Consider the following 19,856-nt stretch of genomic DNA (forward strand, 5'->3'; position numbering starts at 1 on the left):
ATGACCACACGGCGGCTGCCCCTGTCCTCCGCGCAGGCCGGGATCTGGGTCGGTGAACGGCTCTACCCGGGAACCGCGCAGTACAACTGCGGCGTGTTCGCCGATCTCGACGGCCCGGTCGACGCCGAGGTGTTCGGTGCCGCCGTCCGGGCCGTGGTCGCCGAGGCCGAGGCGTTGCGATCGACGTTCTCCGAGGTTGACGGTGAACCGGTGCAGGAGATCTCGGCCACCGCGGAGGCCGCCGTCGTCGTGGTCGACCTGCGGGCCGAAGCGGACCCTGATTCGGCCGCGTGGCAGTGGATGCGGGACGACTTGGCGGTCCCGCTGGACTTGGCTACCGCCCCGCTGTGCGCACACGTGCTATTCCGGTTGGGTGACGAGCAGTGGCGTTGCTACTTCCGTTACCACCACATTGTCTTGGACGGCTTCGCCGCGCACCTCTACCTGAGCCGGGTGGCCGAGGTGTACTCGGCGTTGGCGGCGGGTCGGGCGCCCACCGCGACCGAGTTCGGGACAGTGGCGGAGGTCCTCGCCGAGGATTCCACCTACCGGTCGTCCACGCGGTTCGAGGGCGATCGCCAGTTCTGGGATGAGACGGCAAGAAGTGTTACCGGACAGGGACTTCTCGCGTCTGCCGCGACTGATGTCGGCGAGACTGTTCGCTGCGGCGCGGATCTTCCGGACGAGACCGTGGCCGGGTTGGTGCGGGTGTGCCAGCGTGCGGGTGTGCCGTGGTCCGTCTTGGCGGTGACGGCCTGTGCCGCGTTCGCGCACCGGGTCGGCGGTGGCGCTGTCGGCTTTCCCGTCGCCGCGCGTACCAGTCGAGCGGGGCTGCAGACGCCGACGATGATGGCGAACGAGCTGCCGCTACTCCTCGATGTCCACTCCGGACTGTCCGTTGACGACGCCTTGCGCGGTGCCTCTGCGGCCATCGGGCGACTGCTACGGCACCAGCGCTACCGGGGCGAGGACGTGCGCCGTGACTCCGGGCGCGGGCGGGACGGGCTGTTCGGCCTGGTGGCCAACGTCGTGTCGTTCAACCGCCCGCTCGTGTTCGGCCCGGTGTCCGGGCTCTTGCGGCTGGTGGCGCCGGGTCGGGTGGAGAACCTGGTGGTCAACCTGCACGGATCGCCGGAGACCGGGGGCGGGGTGCGGGTCGACTTCCACGGCAACAGCGCGCTGCACACCCCCGAGGAGCTCGCGGCCCTGCACCGGCGGTTCCTGGTCTTCCTGGACGGGCTGGCCCACGCCGACGGCCCGCTGGGGCTGATCGACACCGCGTCCGCCGATGAGCGTGATCTCGTTCTCCGGCAGTGGAACGACACCGAGCGGCGGGTGCGGTTCACGGCACTGCCGGATCTCGTGCTGGAGCAGGCCGCGCGGACACCGGAGCGAGTGGCGGCCGCCGAGCGGGGCCGGGAGGTCACCTACGCCGAGTTGGCCGCCCGCGTCGACGGTCTCGCCGGGGTGCTGGTGCGGGACGGGATCAGGCCGGGATCGGTTGTCGCGCTGACCTTGCCGCGTGGTGTCGACTTCCTGGTGGCTGCACTCGCGGTGTCCCGCGCGGGTGCCGCGTACCTGCCGATCGACACCACCCAGCCCGCCGCGCGCGTGCAGGTCATGCTTGCCGACGCCGCGACCGACCTGGTGCTCGCGGACCTCGCCGGCGTCGGTACCGCCGATGCCGCGTTCCCCGCGCTCCGCCCGCAAGACGCCGCGTACGTGATCTACACGTCCGGTTCGACGGGCACCCCCAAGGGCGTCGTCGTCCAGCACGGGTCGCTGTCCGCCTACCTCGCGCACCTCAAGGCCGAGCACCCCGCCGTGGCCGGGTCGGCGGTCGTGCACACCTCGGTGGCCTTCGACCTGGGCATCACCTCGCTGTTCGGCCCGTTGATCGCGGGCGGCACCGTGCGGTTCGCCGAACTCGCGGACGCCGCCGGACCCTCGTTCCTCAAGGGCACCCCGTCGCACCTGGGCCTGCTGGAGCAGTTCCCGAACGCGTCGCCGAGCGCCGAGCTGATGCTGGGCGGCGAGAACCTGTCCGGCGACGCGCTCGCCGTGTGGCGACGAGCGAACCCGGACGCCTTGGTGGTCAACGAGTACGGACCCACTGAGGCCACCATCGCGTGCGTCGAGCACCGCATCGAGCCGGGCGACCCCGACATTTCCGGCACTGTCCCTATTGGACGTCCATTCTGGAACACACGGGCCTACGTGCTAGACGCCGCGCTGCGGCCGGTGCCGCCCGGCCAGGTCGGTGAGCTTTATGTCGCGGGGTCGCTCCTCGCGCGTGGTTACCTGGGACAGCCGGGGCGCACCGCCGAGCGGTTCGTGGCCGACCCGTTCGGCGGCGGCCGGATGTACCGGACCGGCGACCTCGCCCGCTGGGCCGACGGGCTGCTGCACTGCCTGGGCCGCGCCGACGACCAGGTCAAGATCCGGGGCTTCCGGGTCGAGCTGGGCGAGGTCGAGGCCCAGGTCGCCACCCACCCCGACGTCCGGGCCGTGGCCGCGCTGGCCCGGCCGGACCACGCGGGCAGGCAGCGCGTCGTCGCCTACGTCGTCAGCCGGGGTGGCGACCTCGGCCGGGCCGAGTTGCGCGATCACCTGCTGACGCGCCTGCCCGAGGCGATGATCCCCGCCGCCGTGGTCACCGTCGGTGAGCTTCCGCTGACCCCCAACGGAAAGCTCGACACCCGCGCCCTGCCTGATCCGGAGTACCGGGGGAGCGCGCTGTTCCGTGCTCCGGCCACCGGCACCGAACGGCGCCTGTGCGCGCTGTTCGCCGAGGTGCTGGACGTGGCCGAGGTCGGCGCGGACGACGACTTCTTCGAGCTCGGCGGCGACTCGCTGCTGGCGACCAGGCTGACCGGGCGGATCCGCGCGGAGCTGTGCGCCGAGCTGGCGGGCAGCCTGCTGTTCGACACCCCGACCGTCGCGGGGCTGGCCGAGCTGGTCGAGCACGCCGCACCCGCCCGCCCGGGGCCGCGCCGGGTCGAGCCGCGGCCGGAGCGGTTGCCGCTGTCGGCCGCGCAGACCCGGTTGTGGCTGCTGGAGCGGATGGAGGACACCGGCGCCGCCTACAACGTGCCGATCACCTTGCGGTTCCGCGGCCCGTTCGACCCGGACGCGCTGGAGCTGGCCGCGCGGGACGTGGTCGCCAGGCACGAGGCGCTGCGCACCGTCCTCGCCGAGGACGACGAGGGCCCGCACCAGGTGGTCCTGTCGCTTGCCGACCTGGTGCCGCTGGTCCAGCAGATGACCGACCCGGTCGCCGAGGCCGAGCACGTGTTCGCCATCGGCGCTGAGGCCCCGGTGCGGGTACGGGTGTTGCCGGTCGCCGCTCGTGAGCACGTCGTGCTGGTGCTGGTCCACCACGTCGCCGCCGACGGCATCTCGGTCGCCCGGCTCGTCCGCGACCTCGGTGTCGCCTACGGGGCAAGGGTTTCTGAGACAACTCCCGATCTGCCCGCGTTGCCGGTGCGGTATTCGGATTACGCGCAGTGGCAGCTTGAGGTGCTCGGTTCCCCCGACGACCCGGGATCGGACCTGGGCCGCCAGCTCGCGCACTGGACCGCGCAGGTCGCGGGCATGCCGCACGAGCTGGCCCTCCCCGCCGACCGGCCGCGCCCCGAGGTTGCCACCTTCGCGGGTGACCGGGTCCGGGTGGAGATCCCGGGGGAGCTGCACGAGCGGGTGGACGCGTTGGCGGCGTCCGGCCGGGCGAGCACGTTCATGGTCGTGCACGCCGCGCTCACCGCGTTGCTGACGCGGTTGGGCGCGGGGGAGGACATCCCGGTGGGCACCGTGGTCGCCGGGCGCACCGACCCGGCGCTGGACGAGCTGGTCGGGTTCTTCGTCAACACCCTGGTGCTGCGGGTGGGCACGGGCGGCGATCCGCCGTTCCGTGCGCTGCTCGAGCGGGTGCGGCGGACCGATCTCACCGCGTTCGCGCGCCAGGACCTCCCGTTCGAGGCGCTCGTGGCGGCGGTCAACCCGGTCCGGGTGGCGGGTAGGCACCCGCTCTTCCAGGTGATGCTGTCGTTCCAGAGCGAGGACCCGCGCGCGGCGGTCGAGGCGTTCCACCGGGTCCCTGGCCTGCGGGTCGAGGCTGAGGGGCCGGTCGAGCAGGTGGCCAAGTACGACCTGGCCTGGGAGCTGCTGGAGCGCCGCGGTGCCCACGGCGAGCCGCTGGGGATCGAGGCGGAACTGGAGTTCGCCACCGACCGGTTCGACCGCGACACCGCGCGGCTGATCGCTGATCGGTTCCTGCTGGTCCTGCGTGCCGCCGTGGCCGATCCGGACCAGACCGTCAGCGCGTTGCCGCTGCCCGATGACACCCCGCGCGCCGTGCTCGACGAGCTGCCGGTCGCGGGTGACGTGGCGGTGTTCGGTGCTCGGCGAGGGCCGCGGAACCCGCGCGAGGAGATCCTCAGTGGACTTTTCGCGGAGATGCTGGACAGATCCGACGTGGGGCTGGACGACGACTTCTTCGCCCTGGGCGGACATTCGCTGGCCGCGGTGCGACTGCTGAGCCGGGTCCGCTCGGTGCTCGGCGTGCAGGTGCCGATCCGGCGGCTCTTCGAGGCGCCGACGGTGGCGGGGCTGGCCGAGGTGCTTGACGAGTCCGCGGGATCCCGGCCGCGGGTGGTGCCTGTGTCGCGGCCCGAGCGGCTGCCGGTGTCGCACGCGCAGCAGCGGTTGTGGTTCCTCAGCCACTTGGACGGGCTCAACGCCACGTACACGATCCCGGCCACGATTCGTTTGCGCGGCACTGTGGACGTTGCTGCCCTGCGTGCGGCGTTGAACGACGTGGCCGACCGGCACGAGAGCCTGCGCACGGTCTTCGGCCAGGACGAGCGCGGTCCGCACCAGGTCGTGTTGCCCACAGGCAACGTGCCGCTGACCGTCGCCGAGGTCGCCGACCTGCCCGCCGCCTTGGACGCTGCCGCAGACACCGAGTTCGACCTGTCCGCCGAGCCGCCGCTGCGAGCCTGGCTCTACCAGATCGGCGACGGCGAGCACGTGCTATTCCTGTTGCTGCACCACATCGCGGGCGACGGCTGGTCGATGGGCCCGCTGGCGGCCGACTTCAGCACGGCTTATGCGGCCCGGGTCGAGGGTGCAGCGCCGAACTGGCAACCCCTCCCGGTGCAGTACGCGGACTACACTCTGTGGCAGCGCGACGTCCTCGGCTCCGAAGATGATCCGGACAGCGCGATCTCCCGGCAGGCCATCTTCTGGCGGGCTGCCCTGGAGGGTGTTCCGGAGGAGCTGCGGCTGCCGTTCGACCGGCAGCGGCCCGCGACGCCTTCCTACCGCGGCGGTCGCATTCAGTTCACAGTGGACAGTGAGTTGCACCGAGGTGTCACCGAGCTGGCCAAGGCGCACCACGTCACGCCGCACATGGTCGTGCAGGCCGCCGTGGCGACCCTGTTGTCCCGGCTCGGTGCGGGCACGGACATCCCGATTGGCACCCCGGTCGCCGGCCGGGACGACGATGCTCTCGACGGGCTGGTCGGCTTCTTCGTCAACACCCTGGTGCTGCGCAACGACCTGTCCGGTGCGCCAACCTTCGCTGAGCTGCTCAGCCGGGTCCGTGAGACCAACCTCGCCGCCTACGCCCACCAAGACTTGCCGTTCGAGCGGGTGGTGGAGCAGGTCGAGCCGGTCCGGTCGCTGGCCCGGCACCCGTTGTTCCAGGTGCTCCTCGGTCTGGACGACAACCAGGCCGCCCTGAAGTTGTTGCGCCTGCCTGGTTTGACCGCTGAGTTGGCGGATGTGCGGGGCGGTCGGTCGAAGTTCGACCTGTCGTTCTTCCTGGACACCGAACACGACGCGGCGGGTGCTCCCGCTGGGATGCGCGGCGGCCTGGAGTACAGCACAGACCTCTTCGACGAGGGCACCGCGCGGGCGATCGCCGAACGCTTCGTCCGCGTGCTCGCCGCCGTGGTCGCCGATCCCGCGGTCTCGGTCGCGACCGTCGACGTGCTCGCCGAGTCGGAGCGTGACCTGCTGCTCGGCCCTTGGCACACCAACCCGCACCCGGTGCCCGACCCGACGCCTGCCGAGCTGGTGGCCCAGCAGGTCCGCGCGACTCCGGACGCCCCTGCGGTGATCTGCGACGAGACGACGTTGTCCTATGTAGAATTGGATGGTCAGGCGAATCGCCTGGCCCGGCTGTTGATCGCGGCCGGGGCCGCACCCGAGCGGGTGGTGGCCATCGCGCTGCCCCGGCGGGTCGAGCTGCCGGTGGCGATGGTGGCCGTCGCCAAGACCGGGGCGGCGTTCCTGACCCTGGACACCGAGGCGCCCGCCGAGCGGATCGCCGCCATCCTGGCTGACGCAGCCCCGGTCACCGTGGTCACCGATCTGGCCACCGCGCCCCGGCTCGGCGAATTCCCGGCCGTCGTGGCACTGGACGACCCGGCCGTGCTCGCTGAGTTGGCGGTGCTCTCAGAGGGCCCCGTGGCCGTGCGCCCAGACCGGTTCAACCCGGCCTACCTCGTCTACACCTCCGGCTCCACCGGGACGCCCAAGGGCGTGGTCATGCCGGTCGCGGGCCTGGTGAACCTGTTGTCCTGGCACCGCGCGACCTTCGGCGACCATGGGCGCACCGCGCAGTTCCTCTCGCTGGCGTTCGACTTCGTGGTCCAGGAAGTGTTGCAGGCACTCGTGTCCGGCAAGACCCTGGTGCTACCCGCCGACGACGTCCGCCGTGACCTGGAGCGCTTCGCGGCCTGGATCGAGCAGCACCGGGTCACCGAGCTGTTCGCGCCCACCCTGGTGATCGACGCGTTGATCGAGGTCGCGGGCCGGACCGGCGCGAACCTGGACTCGCTCACCGCCGTCTTCCAGGGTGGCGAGGCGTTCCGGCTCAGCGCCGAGCTGCGTGGCCGGGCCGCGCGGGGTCTGCGGGCGCACAACGTCTACGGTCCGGCCGAGACTCACGCCGCGACCACGCTGACCCTGCCCGCCGAGGTCGCCGAGTGGCCCGCGGTGGCGCCGATCGGTAGTCCACTGTGGAACGTCCGGGTGTACGTCCTCGACGCGGCGCTGAACCTGGCGCCGCCGGGAGTGATCGGTGAGCTCTACGTCGCGGGTGCCCAGCTCGCCCGCGGCTACCTCAACCGGCCTGATCGCACGGCGGAGCGGTTCGTCGCCGACCCGTTCGGTCCGGTCGGAGCCCGGATGTACCGCACCGGCGACCTGGTCCGCCTGCTGCCGACCGGCGAACTGGACTACCACGGCCGGGTCGACGACCAGGTCAAGGTGCGCGGCTTCCGGGTCGAGCCGGGCGAGATCGAGGGCGTCCTGGCAGGCCACACGGGACTGACGGCGGCCGCTGTGGTGCCGCGTTCCGACACCGGCGACACCCGGCTCGTGGCCTACCTCGTGCCCGCTGCCGAGGGTGTCAGCGACTGGCGAGAGGTCCAGGCGTACCTCCAGCAGCGGTTGCCCGACTACCTGGTGCCCTCGGCGTTCGTGCTGCTCGACGCGTTGCCCAAGACCGCCAACGGCAAGCTCGACCGGGCCGCGCTGCCCGCGCCGGAACGGTCCACTGTGGGTACTGGACCCGGGGGCACGGGGCCGCACGCCGCCACCGACGCGCAGGCGAAGCTCGCCGGGGTGTTCGCCGAGGTGCTGGGGATCGAGCCACCCGGTGTTGACGAGGGGTTCTTCGACCTGGGTGGGGACAGCATCCTGTCCATCCAGGTGGTCAGCGCGGCCCGGCGGGTCGGGCTCTCGGTCACCGTTCGGGACGTGTTCGAGCGTCGCACAGTCGCCGGGCTCGCCGCCACGGCTACGCCTGTCACCGACGAGCCCGCCGAGGAGCCGGGCGCGGGGATCGGGCCGGTGCCGCTGACGCCGATCACCCGGTGGCTGGCCGAGCGCGGCCAGGGTCGCTGGCTCGACGAGTTCACCATGTCCGTGGTGCTGCGCGTCCCGGCGGCCGTCGACCTGCCCTCGCTCACCACCGCTGTTCAAGCCCTGGTCGACCACCACGACGCACTTCGCGGCGTCTTTCACCCGGATGCTCCACAGTGGACCCACGAGGTCTTGGCCGCGGCGGACGCGAGCGGCTGGGTGCACCGGGTGGACGTCGCCGGGCTCGACGACTACGGCGTGGGCGTGGAGATCGCGACCCACGGCCGGGCGGCGCGGGCCCGGCTCGACCCGGCCGGGGTCCCGTTGCAGGCGGTCTGGTTCGACCGGGGTCCCGGCAGGCCGGGCAGCCTGGCGCTGCTGGTGCACCACCTGTTCGTCGACGGTGTCTCGCTCCGGGTGCTGGTGGCCGATCTCGCCGAGGCGTGGCGGGCGGTCGCGGCCGGGCAGGCACCGGCGTTGCAGCCGGTCGGCACGTCGTTCCGCCGGTGGGCGCAGCGGTTGGGCGCGGCGGCGGTCCGCAGGCGCGCCGAACTGCCGCGCTGGGTCTCCGCAGTGGGCACTGAGCCGTCAGATCTCGACCCGACCAAGCACACCTATGGCACCGCGGGCGCACTCGAGGCCCGGTTGCCGGTCGACGTGACCCGTGAGCTGTTGACCACGGTCGCCTCGGTCTTCCGCGCCGAGGTCAACGATGTCTTGTTGACGGCGTTTGCCCTCGCCCTCGGTGAGTCGCGGCACGCGATGGGCCAAGAGGTTCTGATCCACCTAGAGGGGCACGGCCGCGAAGAGGACTTGGTCGAGGGAAGCGACCTGTCCCGCACGGTGGGGTGGTTCACCAACCTCTACCCCGTGCGGCTCGCCCCGGGCCCGGTAGACCGCACCGACGTCCTTGCCGGTGGGCCCGACCTGGGTTATGCGCTCAAGAGGGTCAAGGACCAACTGCGCGCGGTCCCGGACAAGGGGATGGGTTACGGCCTCTTGCGCTACCTCGATGACGCGAGTGCCCCCGCGTTCGCCGAGCTCAGCCACCCGCCGGTCGCGTTCAACTACCTCGGGCGGTTCGAGGTCGGCGGAGCCGACGCCGACTTCGCCCCCGAGGGCACGATCACCGACGCGGTCGGTGGCGAGCACCCGGACATGCCGCTGGCCCACGTGCTGGAGCTCAACCCGCGCACCGAGGTCGGGATCTTCGGCCCGCAGCTGGTCGCCACCTGGACCTGGGCGGCCGGGCTGCTCACCGAGGACGAGGTCACCGCGGTCAACGACACCTGGTTCGCGCTGCTCACCGCGCTGACCGAGCACGCCACCCGGCCCGACGCGGGCGGCATCAGCACATCCGACGTCTCGCTCCACTCGATCACGCAGGTCGAACTCGACGAGTTCGAGGACTTCGCGCGTGACCTGGAGTCCGAATGGGAGAACCAGCCGTGAGCCTCGTCGAGGACGTCCTCGCCCTCTCGCCCCTGCAGGAGGGGCTGCTCTTCCACAGCGTCTACGACGTCTCCGCGCCGGACGCCTACACCGTGCAGATGGCGTTCGACATCACGGGCCCGCTCGAGCCCAGCACACTCCGGGCGGCGGCGGGCGCGTTGGTGCGCAGGCACGTCAACCTGAGGTCTGCGTTCCGGCAGCGTAAGAGCGGTGAATGGGCGCAGGTAGCGCTACGCGAGGTCCCTCCGGCCTGGCGCGAAGAGGACTTGCGCGGAGAAGACGACATAGAGGCCGCTGCCCAGAGGGTCACTGACGACGAGCGCGGGCGCGGGTTCGACCTCGGTAAGCCGCCGTTGGTCCGGTTCACCCTGCTGCGGTTGGCGGACGACCGGCACCGGCTCGTGCTCACCAACCACCACACCGTCCTCGACGGCTGGTCGGTCCCAGTACTTGTCCGCGAGCTCTTGGCCGTTTACGACAACGGCGGCGAAGCGGCCATCCTGCCTCCCGCGCCGCAGTACCGCGACTACGTCGCCTGGCTCGCCCGGCAGGACCGCGACGCCGCGCGCCAAGCGTGGGCAGAGGCCCTCGACGGGGTGTCCGAGCCGACCCTGGTGGCCCCGGACACCGGCCGCTCGGCAGCCCGGTCCGACGACGTCGAGCTGGAGCTCTCCGCGGCCGCGCTCACCGCACAGGCCCGCGCCCACGGGCTCACCCTCAACACGCTCATGCAGACCGCCTGGGGCTTGGTCGTCGCCCAGCTGACCGGCCGCGACGACGTGCTCTTCGGCATGACCGTGTCCGGCAGGCCGGCCGAGCTGCCCGGCGCCGACACCATGGTCGGGCTGCTGATCAACACCGTCGCCGTCCGGGTTCGGGTGCGCCCGGCCGAGACCCTGGCCGAGCTGCTCACCCGGGTGCAGGGCGAGCAGGCCCGGCTGCTGACCCACCAGCACCTCGGTCTGGCCGAGATCCAGCGCGCGACCGGCGTCGGCGAGCTGTTCGACACCCAGATGGTGTTCCAGAACTACCCCGTGCACCCCTCGGCAGAGACCGAGGCGCGGGTGTCGGTGGCAGCGACGCGGACGCGCGACGCCGCGCACTACCCGCTCGTGTTGATCGCCGCTGCCCGCGACAACGTCACGCTGCGGTTGGGCTACCGGTCCGATCTGTTCAGCCCGGCCGAGGCACGTGCAGTGCTCGGTCGTGTCGCGCGCGTTCTCGACGCGTTCGCGCAAGAGCCTGACCTTCCGGTCGGAAGGCTCCAGCTGCTTTCCGCCGAAGAGATCGCCGAGACGGTGGGGGCGTGGAACGCCACTGACCACGATGTCCCCGCGCGCGGAATCGTCGACCTCTTTGAAGAGGCCGATCACCTGCACGCGGATAGCATTGCCGTGTTGAGCGAGCTACCCGGTGCTACCGGGCTTACCTACGCCGAGCTGAACGCACGGGCCAACCAACTCGCGCGCCTGCTCATCGAGCGCGGCGCAGGCCCGGAGCAGTTCATCGCGGTAGCGCTACCGCGTACTGAGCAGCTGGTCGTGGCACTGCTGGCGATCCTCAAGTCAGGTGCCGCTTACCTCCCGCTCGACCCGGACTACCCGGCCGACCGTCTGGCCTTCATGCTGGAGGACACCGCTCCTACACTGGTCGTCACCACGGCCGCCCTGCGCTCGCGGGTGCCCGACAGCCCGGCGCCGGTCGTGCTGCTCGACGGCGACCCGGCCGCCGGACTGCCCGAGCACGACGTCACCGGCGTGCCGCTGCGGCTGACCAACCCCGCGTACGTCATCTACACCTCGGGCTCCACCGGGCGGCCCAAGGGCGTGGTCATCGAGCACCGCTCACTGGGCGCCTACCTGCTGTGGGCCCGCTCGGCGTACCCGGCCATGACGGGTACCGCCCTGGTGCACTCGCCGATCTCCTTCGACCTCACCGTCACCGCCCTGTACACGACCCTCGTCAGCGGTGGCCGGGTCCGGCTGACCGACCTGGGCGAAGACGCCGCCAGCGGGCCCCGGCCCACCTTCGTCAAGGGCACGCCCAGCCACCTGGCGTTGCTCGAGGCCGCGCCGGACGAAGTCTCGCCAACCGGGGCCTTGATGCTCGGCGGCGAGCTACTGCTCGGCGAGGTGCTCGACCGCTGGCGCGCCCGCAACCCCGGCGCGACGGTGTTCAACGTCTACGGCGCCACCGAGGCGACGGTCAACAGCGTGCAGAACGAGATCCTGCCGGGTACGCCGACGCCCGACGGGCCGGTCCCGGTGGGGCGGCCGTTCTGGAACACCCGCGTGCACGTGCTCGACGCTGCGCTGCGCCCGGTGCCGGTGGGCACCGTGGGTGAGGTCTACATCGCGGGCACCGGTCTGGCTCGCGGCTACCTCAACCGGTTTTCGCTTACCGCACAACGGTTTGTGGCCGACCCGTTCGACACCGGCGCCAGGATGTACCGCACGGGTGACCTTGCCCGGTGGAACGCCGACGGTCAGTTGGAGTTCGCGGGCCGGGTCGACGGGCAGGTGAAGGTCCAGGGCTACCGGATCGAGCTGGGCGAGATCGAGGCCGCGCTCACCCGGCACCCGGCGGTGCGCCAGGCCGCCGTCGTGGTGCGCGAGGACCAGCCGGGGGACCGGCGGTTGGTCGCCTACCTGGTGCCCGAGTCCGTCGATGTCGCCGAGGTCCGGGACGCGATCGCGGCCGAGCTGCCCGCGTACATGGTGCCCGCCGCACTGCTGGCACTACCCGTACTCCCGTTGACTCCCAACGGAAAGCTTGACCGCAAGGCCCTTCCGGCTCCCGACTACGCGGCGACCTCGGTTGGCCGCGCTCCTCGGTCGCCGCGCGAGGAGATCCTCTGTGGACTGTTTGCCGAGGTGCTCGGGGTCGAGCGCGTCGGCATCGACGACAGCTTCTTCGACCTCGGCGGCCACTCGCTCCTGGCCACCCGGCTCGTCAGCCGGATCCGCTCGGCGCTGGGGGTCGAGCTGGCCATCCGCGCACTGTTCGAGAACCCCACGGTGGCGGGGCTGTCCGACACCCTCGACGCCGCCGATGGCGCTCGCCGGTCGATCACCGCGGTTCACCCGCGCCCCGATCGCGTCCCCACTTCGTTCGCGCAGCAGCGCTTGTGGTTCCTCAACCGGTTCGACGACGAGCAGGCCGTCGCCTACAACTCGCCGGTCGCGCTGCGCCTCTCGGGTGCGCTCGACCGGGCCGCGATGACCGCTGCCCTGCGCGATGTCGTCGCCCGGCACGAGAGCTTGCGCACCGTCTTCGCCGAAGACTCCGACGGTGCCGTTCAGGTGATCCTCACTCCCGACCAGGCAGATGTCGAGCTGCCGGTTGTGGAGTCCACTGAGGACCAAATCGCCGACCGCATCGCGGAGTACTGCGCGCGGCGCTTCGACCTGACCGTGGACATCCCGGTCAAGGCGTGGCTGTTCGCGCTGGGCGCGGATGAGCACGTACTCCTCCTGCTGACCCACCACGTCGCCAGTGACGCGTGGTCGCGCGGTCCGCTGGCCCGTGATCTGGCCGCCGCCTACACCGCGCGGACCTCGGGGGTCGCGCCCGCGTGGACGCCGTTGCTGGTGCAGTACGCGGACTTCGCCCTGTGGCAGCGCGGGTTGCTGGGCGCGGAAGAAGACCCGTCGAGTGTGGTGTCGAAGCAGGTGGCGTACTGGTCCGCAGCGTTGCGCGGAGTCCCCGAGGAGCTGGCGCTGCCGTTCGACCGGCCGCGACCCGCGGTGGCTTCGTACCGGGGTGAGCGGGTGGCGTTCAGCGTGCCCGCCGAGGTCTACCGGGGCCTGGAGCGGCTGGCGCGGGAATCGCAGTCGACCGTGTTCATGGTCGTGCAGGCTGGTCTGGCCACCCTGTTGTCCCGGCTGGGCGCGGGGCAGGACATCCCGCTGGGCACGCCGATGGCGGGCCGCACCGACGAGGCCCTGGACGGGTTGATCGGGTTCTTCGTGAACACGTTGGTGCTGCGGACAGACCTGTCCGGCGATCCGTCCTTTGTGGAGCTGATCGCGCGGGTTCGCGAGGCGGCGCTGGCCGCGTACGCGCACCAAGACGTGCCGTTCGAGCGGTTGGTGGAGGTCCTGAACCCGGCGCGGTCGCTGGCCCGGCACCCGCTGTTCCAGGTGCTGCTCACGTTCAACAACACCGACCCGCAGTCCGCGGTCGCCGAGATTGGCACCCTCCCCGGCCTGGCCGTCGAGCCGATCCGGGCCGAGACGGCCAACGCCAAGTTCGACCTGTCCTTCGGGTTCGCCGAGTCGCACGGCGGTGACGGACTGCCCGAGGGGCTCTCCGGCTCGCTGGAGTTCGCCACCGACCTGTTCGACCGCGCCACCGCCGAGGCGCTCGCCGCCCGGCTGGTGTCCGTGCTGGCCGCGATGGCCGACGACCCCGCGCAGCCCGTCCACCGGGTGCCGGTGCTGGATCCCGCCGAGCGGCATCACCTGGTGGTCAACCGCAACGCCACTGAGCGCGAGGTGCGCCGAGCGAGCCTGCCCGAGCTGTTCGCCGAGCAGGCGGCGGCCACGCCGGACGCGCCCGCGCTCAGCGGTGGTGGCGAGTCGCTCACCTACGCGGAGCTGCACGGACGGGTCGCGGGGATGGCTCAGGCGCTGCGGGAGCGGGGAATCGGTCGTGGCGCGCTGGTCGCGATCGCGCTGCCGCCGACCCCCGACGCCGTGGTCGCCATGCTGGGCGTGCTCACCGCAGGCGCGGCCTACCTGCCGCTCGACGCCGACCACCCGGCCGACCGGGTCGCCTTCGTGCTGGACGACGCCCGCCCCGCGTTGCTCATCGCGGACCGGGACATCCCCACGACAGTGCCGGTGCTGCACCCTGCGGAGGCGGGCACGGGCCCGGCGGTCGCGGTCGACCTCCACCCGTACGACCCGGCGTACGTGATCTACACCTCCGGGTCGACCGGGCGCCCCAAGGGCGTCGTAGTCGAGCACCGATCGGTCGGCGCCTACCTGGTGCGTGCCCGCGAGGTGTACCCGATGGGTGGAACGTCGCTGGTGCACACGTCGCTGGCCTTCGACCTCACGGTGACCGCCCTGTTCACCCCGCTCGTCGCGGGCGGTCACGTCCGCCTCGCGCCGCTCGACGAGAGCGCGCCGAGTGGGGCGTCGATCATGAAGGTCACGCCCTCGCACCTGCCGTTGCTGGCCGCGCTGCCCGATGCCGTGTCCCCGTCCGACATGCTGATCCTCGGCGGTGAGGCGCTGCTCGGCGAGACCCTGGCGGCTTGGCGGGAGCGGCACCCGGACGCCGTGGTGGTCAACGCCTATGGCCCGACCGAGGCGACCGTGAACTGCCTGGACTTCCGCCTGGAACCGGGTGCGCCGCTGCCGTCCGGGCCGGTCCCGGTGGGCAGGCCGTTCTGGAACACGCGGGCCTACGTGCTGGACTCGGCGCTCGAGCCGGTGCCGCAGGGGGTCGCGGGTGAGCTCTACGTCGCCGGTGACGTCCTCGCTCGCGGTTACCTCAATCGACCTGGCCTCACCGCTGAGCGGTTCGTCGCGGATCCGTTCAACGGTGGCCGGATGTATCGCACCGGCGACCTGGCGCGGTGGAACGCCGACGGCGACCTGGTTTACGTCGGCCGGGTCGACGACCAGGTCAAGCTGCGCGGCTTCCGGGTGGAGCTGGGCGAGATCCGTTCGGTGGTGCTGGAGCAGCCGGGGATCGTCGACGCCGCGGTGGTCGTGCGCGAGGACCGCGCCGGTGACCAACGCCTGGTGTCCTATGTGGTCGGCCCGGTCGATGGGTTGCGGGCAGCGGTCGCGGCGCGACTTCCCGAGTACATGGTTCCCTCGGCGTTCGTGTCGCTGGACGCCCTGCCGCTGACGGTCAACGGCAAGCTCGACCGACGCGCGTTGCCGACACCCGAGTACGAGACCGGCCCACGTCGCACCCCGCGCACCCCGCGCGAGGAGATCCTCTGTGGACTGTTCGCCGAGGCGCTCGGCGTGCCGCAGGTCGGCATCGACGACGGGTTCTTCGACCTCGGCGGGCACTCGTTGCTCGCGACCAGGGTCGTCAGCCGGGTGCGCTCGGTGCTCGGCGTGGAACTCGCGATCCGCCAGCTGTTCGAGACCCCGACCGTGGCCGGTCTGTCCACTGTGCTCGATCACGCAGACCAGGCCAGGGCGGCCATCGAGGCAGGGCCGCGACCAGAGCGGATCCCGCTGTCGTTCGCCCAGCAGCGCCTCTGGTTCCTGCACCGCTTCGAGGGCGCGGGCACCACGTACAACCAGCCCGTCGCGCTCCGGCTGACCGGTGACCTCGACCCCGACGCGCTGGCCGAGGCGCTCACCGACCTGGTGGCGCGACATGAGAGCCTGCGCACGATCTTCGCCGAGGACGCCCAGGGCCCGCACCAGGTGGTGCTTGAGAGCGCCCGTCCAGTCATGGAACGCCTGTCAACCAACGAGTCCGACCTGGCCGATGCCATGAGGGCCGCCGCAGCGCACGAGTTCGCGCTGGACGCGGAGATCCCGTTGCGGACGTGGCTGTTCGAGCTGGGCCAGGCCGAGCACGTGCTGCTCCTGCTGACCCACCACATCGCGGGTGACGGCTGGTCGCGCACCCCGATGGCCCGCGACCTGGCCACCGCGTACACCGCTCGGCACGCCGGGCAGGCGCCGCGCTGGTCACCTCTACCGGTGCAGTACGCGGACTACGCCCTGTGGCAGCGATCCGCGCTGGGTGCCGAAGACGAGGAGAACAGCCCGCTCGCCCGCCAGCTCGCCTACTGGACCGATCACCTCGCCGACCTCCCGGACGAGCTGGAACTCCCCTTCGACCGCGCGCGTCCGGCCGTGACGTCCTACCGCGGTGGCCGGGTCGGCTTCACCTTGCCCAGCGAGGTCCACACCGGCCTCGCCGAACTCGCCCGAGCCCGGAACGCGACAATGTTCATGGTCGCCCAAGCCGCGCTCGCGCTGCTGCTGTCCCGGCTCGGCGGCGGCACCGACATCCCGCTCGGCACGCCGATCGCCGGTCGCACCGACGACGCGCTCGACGGTCTGATCGGCGTCTTCCTCAACACCCTGGTCCTGCGCACCGACGTCTCCGGCGACCCCACGTTCACCGAGGTCGTCGACCGGGTCCGGGAGACCGACCTGGCGGCGTACGCGCATCAGGACGTGCCGTTCGAGCGCTTGGTCGAGGTGCTCAACCCGGGCCGGTCGCTGGCCCGGCACCCGCTGTTCCAGGTGCTGATCGCCTTCGATAGCACCGACGCGCAGGGTGCCGTCGGGGACCTGGCGGGCCTGCCCGGACTCACCGCGGAGCTGGTGGAGACCGCTGGCGGCGTCGCCAAGTTCGACCTCGCCTTCGGCCTGCGCGAGGTGCGAGCCGCCGACGGCACGGTGACCGGCCTGTCAGGGGTCCTCGAGTACGCCACCGACCTGCTGGACGAGGACAGCGCGGCCACGGTGGCCGCCCGGTTCGTCCGCGTCCTCACCCAGGCCGCCGCTGGCGAGCCGATCGACGTCCTCAACCAGGACGAGCAGATCCGCGCCGATACCACTGTCGACTTCCCCGCCGTGTCGGTGGCGGACCTAGTCGCCGAGCAGGCCGCCGCGACGCCCGACGTCGTGGCTGTGGTAGCGGGCACCGAGTCGCTGACCTACGCGGAGTTGGACGAGCGCGCGGGCAGGTTGGCCCGGCTCCTGGTCGAGCGCGGCGCTGGCCCCGAGCGGCTGATCGGCGTGGCTCTGCCGCGCTCCGCGGACCTGGTGGTCGCGCTCCTCGCGGTGCTGAAGTCCGGTGCGGGCTACCTGCCCCTGGACACCGACTACCCGACCGACCGACTCGCCTACATGCTCGACGACGCACGTCCTCTCCTGGTGCTCACCACCGCCGATGCCGAGCTGCCGCCGTGCGAGACGGTCGAAATCGGGGACTTGACTCAGTACGAACCCCTACACAACAACGCTTTGGGCGCAGCGCCCGCGTATGTGATCTACACCTCCGGATCCACCGGGCGTCCCAAGGGTGTGGTGGTGCCCGGGTCGGCGCTGGCGAACTTCGTGCTGTCGATGCGGGACCGGCTCGCGCTCGGCGACCGGGACCGGCTGCTCGCCGTGACCACGGTCGGGTTCGACATCCACGGCCTGGAACTGTTTGTGCCACTGGCTTCCGGCGCCACCGTCGTGGTCGCCGATCGCGAAGTCGTGCGCGACCCGGCCGCCGTTGCCAGCCTGGTCCGGTCGGCGGGTGTCTCGGTGATCCAGGCGACGCCGAGTTGGTGGCGCGCCGTGGTGGCTGAGGACCCTGAAGCGCTGCAAGGGGTTCGCGCACTGGTCGGTGGTGAGGCGTTGCCCGCCGACCTCGCGCGGTCGTTGGCCGATAACGCAGTGTCGGTGATCAACCTATACGGCCCCACCGAGACCACCATCTGGTCGACGATGTCCGAAGTGGATGGTGAACCGACGATCGGCGGGCCGATCGCCAACACAGAGGTGTACGTGCTGGACGCGTCCCTGCGGCTGGTGCCGCCGGGAGTGGTGGGCGAGCTGTATATCGGCGGCTCAGGGGTCACCCGGGGCTACCTGGGACGGCCGGGGCTCACCGCGGAGCGGTTCGTCACGGACCCGTTCACCGGCGGTCGGATGTACCGCACCGGCGACTTGGTCCGGCGGCTCGCCAACGGCGAACTGTCGTACCTGCGACGCGCCGACGACCAGGTCAAGTTGCGCGGTCACCGCATCGAGCCGGGCGAGATCCGGGCCGAACTGCTGCGCCTGCCGGACGTCAGCGACGCCGTGGTGATCGTGCGCGACGACCGCCTCGTCGCCTACGTCGTCGGCGAGCAGGCCGGTCTGCGGGAGGCATTGGCCGCGCGGCTGCCGGAGTACATGGTGCCGTCGGTGTTCGTCGCGCTCGATGCCCTGCCGCTTACCCCGAACGGCAAGGTCGACCGCAAGGCGCTGCCCGAACCCGCCGTGTCGGTGACCGGCCGCGCCCCGCGCACGCCCCGCGAGGAAATCCTCTGTGGACTGTTCACCGAGGTGCTCGGGGTGCCCGAGGTCGGCATCGACGACGGGTTCTTCCACCTGGGCGGCCACTCGCTGCTGGCGACCCGGTTGGTGAGCCGGATGCGGTCGGTGCTCGGCGTGGAACTGGCCGTACGACGGCTGTTCGAGACGCCGACGGTCGCGGGTCTGTCCGCCGCGCTCGACGAGGCGGCCGCTGCCCGAGGTTCCGTGGTGCCGGTGTCGCCACGGCCCGAGCGGGTGCCGCTGTCGTTCGGGCAGCAGCGGTTGTGGTTCCTGCACCAGTTCGAGGGACCGAGCGCCACCTACAACATCCCGCTGGCCCTGCGCCTCACCGGTCCGCTCGACGTCGACGCCCTGCGCCGGGCGTTCGCCGACGTCGTCGCCCGCCACGAGCCGCTGTGCACGGTGATCCACCAGGACGACCTCGGGGCCCACCAGGTCGTGCTCGACCGGGAGCCCGTGGTGGAGACCGGAGGCTCGCTGGACCTGGCCTTGACCTACCGGTTCGACCTCACCGCCGAGCTGCCGATCCGCGCGTGGCTGTTCGCGGAGAGGGTGGATCACCACGTCCTGCTGCTGCTCACCCACCACATCGCCACGGACGCGTGGTCCACCGGCCCACTGGCCGCCGATCTGAGCGCGGCCTACGCGGCTCGGGTCGACGGTCGGGTGCCCGAGTGGGCGCCGCTGCCGGTGCGGTACGCGGATTACGCGCTGTGGCAACGGGATCTGCTGGGACTGGAGTCGGACCCGGCGAGTCTGGTGTCCCGGCAGTTGGCCTTCTGGTCGTCGGCGTTGCACGGGGTGCCGGAGGAGCTGGCGCTGCCGTTCGACCGGCCGCGCCCGGCGGTGGCCACGTTCGCGGGCGACCGCGTGACGTTCACCGTGCCCGCCGAGGTGCACGCGGGCCTCTCCCGACTGGCGCGTGACAGCCAGGCGACGTTGTTCATGGTCGCGCAGGCCGCGGTGGCCACGCTGCTGTCCAGGCTGGGCGCCGGGGCAGACATCCCGCTCGGCACCCCGATCGCGGGGCGGACCGATGACGCGGTCGATGGTCTGGTCGGCTTCTTCGTGAACACGTTGGTGCTGCGGACAGACCTGTCCGGCAATCCGTCCTTTGTGGAGCTGGTTGGGCGGGTTCGTGAGGCGGCGTTGGCGGCGTACGCGCACCAGGACGTGCCGTTCGAGCGGTTGGTGGAGGTGCTGAACCCGGCGCGGTCGCTGGCCCGGCACCCGCTGTTCCAGGTGTTGCTGGCGTTCACCAACGACCAGCAGACCACGTCGGGGCTCGACGGGCTCGAGGTCGAGGGGCTCGCGGTGGGCACCGCGGCGTCGAAGTTCGACCTGTCGTTCCGCTTCACCGAGACCCCCGACGGGCTGCGCGGCGCGCTCGACTTCGCCACCGACCTGTTCGACCGGGCGACCGCCGAGACCCTGACGCGCAGACTGCTCGGGGTGCTCGCGGCCGTGGTCGCCGACCCGGCCCAGCCTGCTCGCCAGGTGGCGGTG

The 19,856-nt window shown here is 71.7% G+C and carries 2 protein-coding genes (1 of these 2 cut by a window edge); both read left to right on the forward strand.

The genetic code is table 11. From position 1 onward, the window contains the following. A complete protein-coding gene (locus QSK30_RS14795) occupies nucleotides 1-9,324 on the forward strand; it encodes a non-ribosomal peptide synthetase (RefSeq protein ID WP_285503220.1) in 9,324 nt (3,107 codons plus the stop codon). Next, on the forward strand, nucleotides 9,321-19,856 hold the 5' portion of the coding sequence (locus tag QSK30_RS14800) for a non-ribosomal peptide synthase/polyketide synthase (RefSeq protein ID WP_285503222.1). 9,414 nt of this gene lie beyond the right edge of the window; the window shows 10,536 of its 19,950 coding nt (coding positions 1-10,536); the start codon lies at nucleotides 9,321-9,323; its stop codon lies beyond the right edge, outside the window. The genes QSK30_RS14795 and QSK30_RS14800 overlap by 4 nt, the downstream gene beginning before the upstream one ends.

The sequence above is a fragment of the Actinokineospora sp. NBRC 105648 genome, assembly GCF_030269645.1.
GTDB lineage: Bacteria > Actinomycetota > Actinomycetes > Mycobacteriales > Pseudonocardiaceae > Actinokineospora.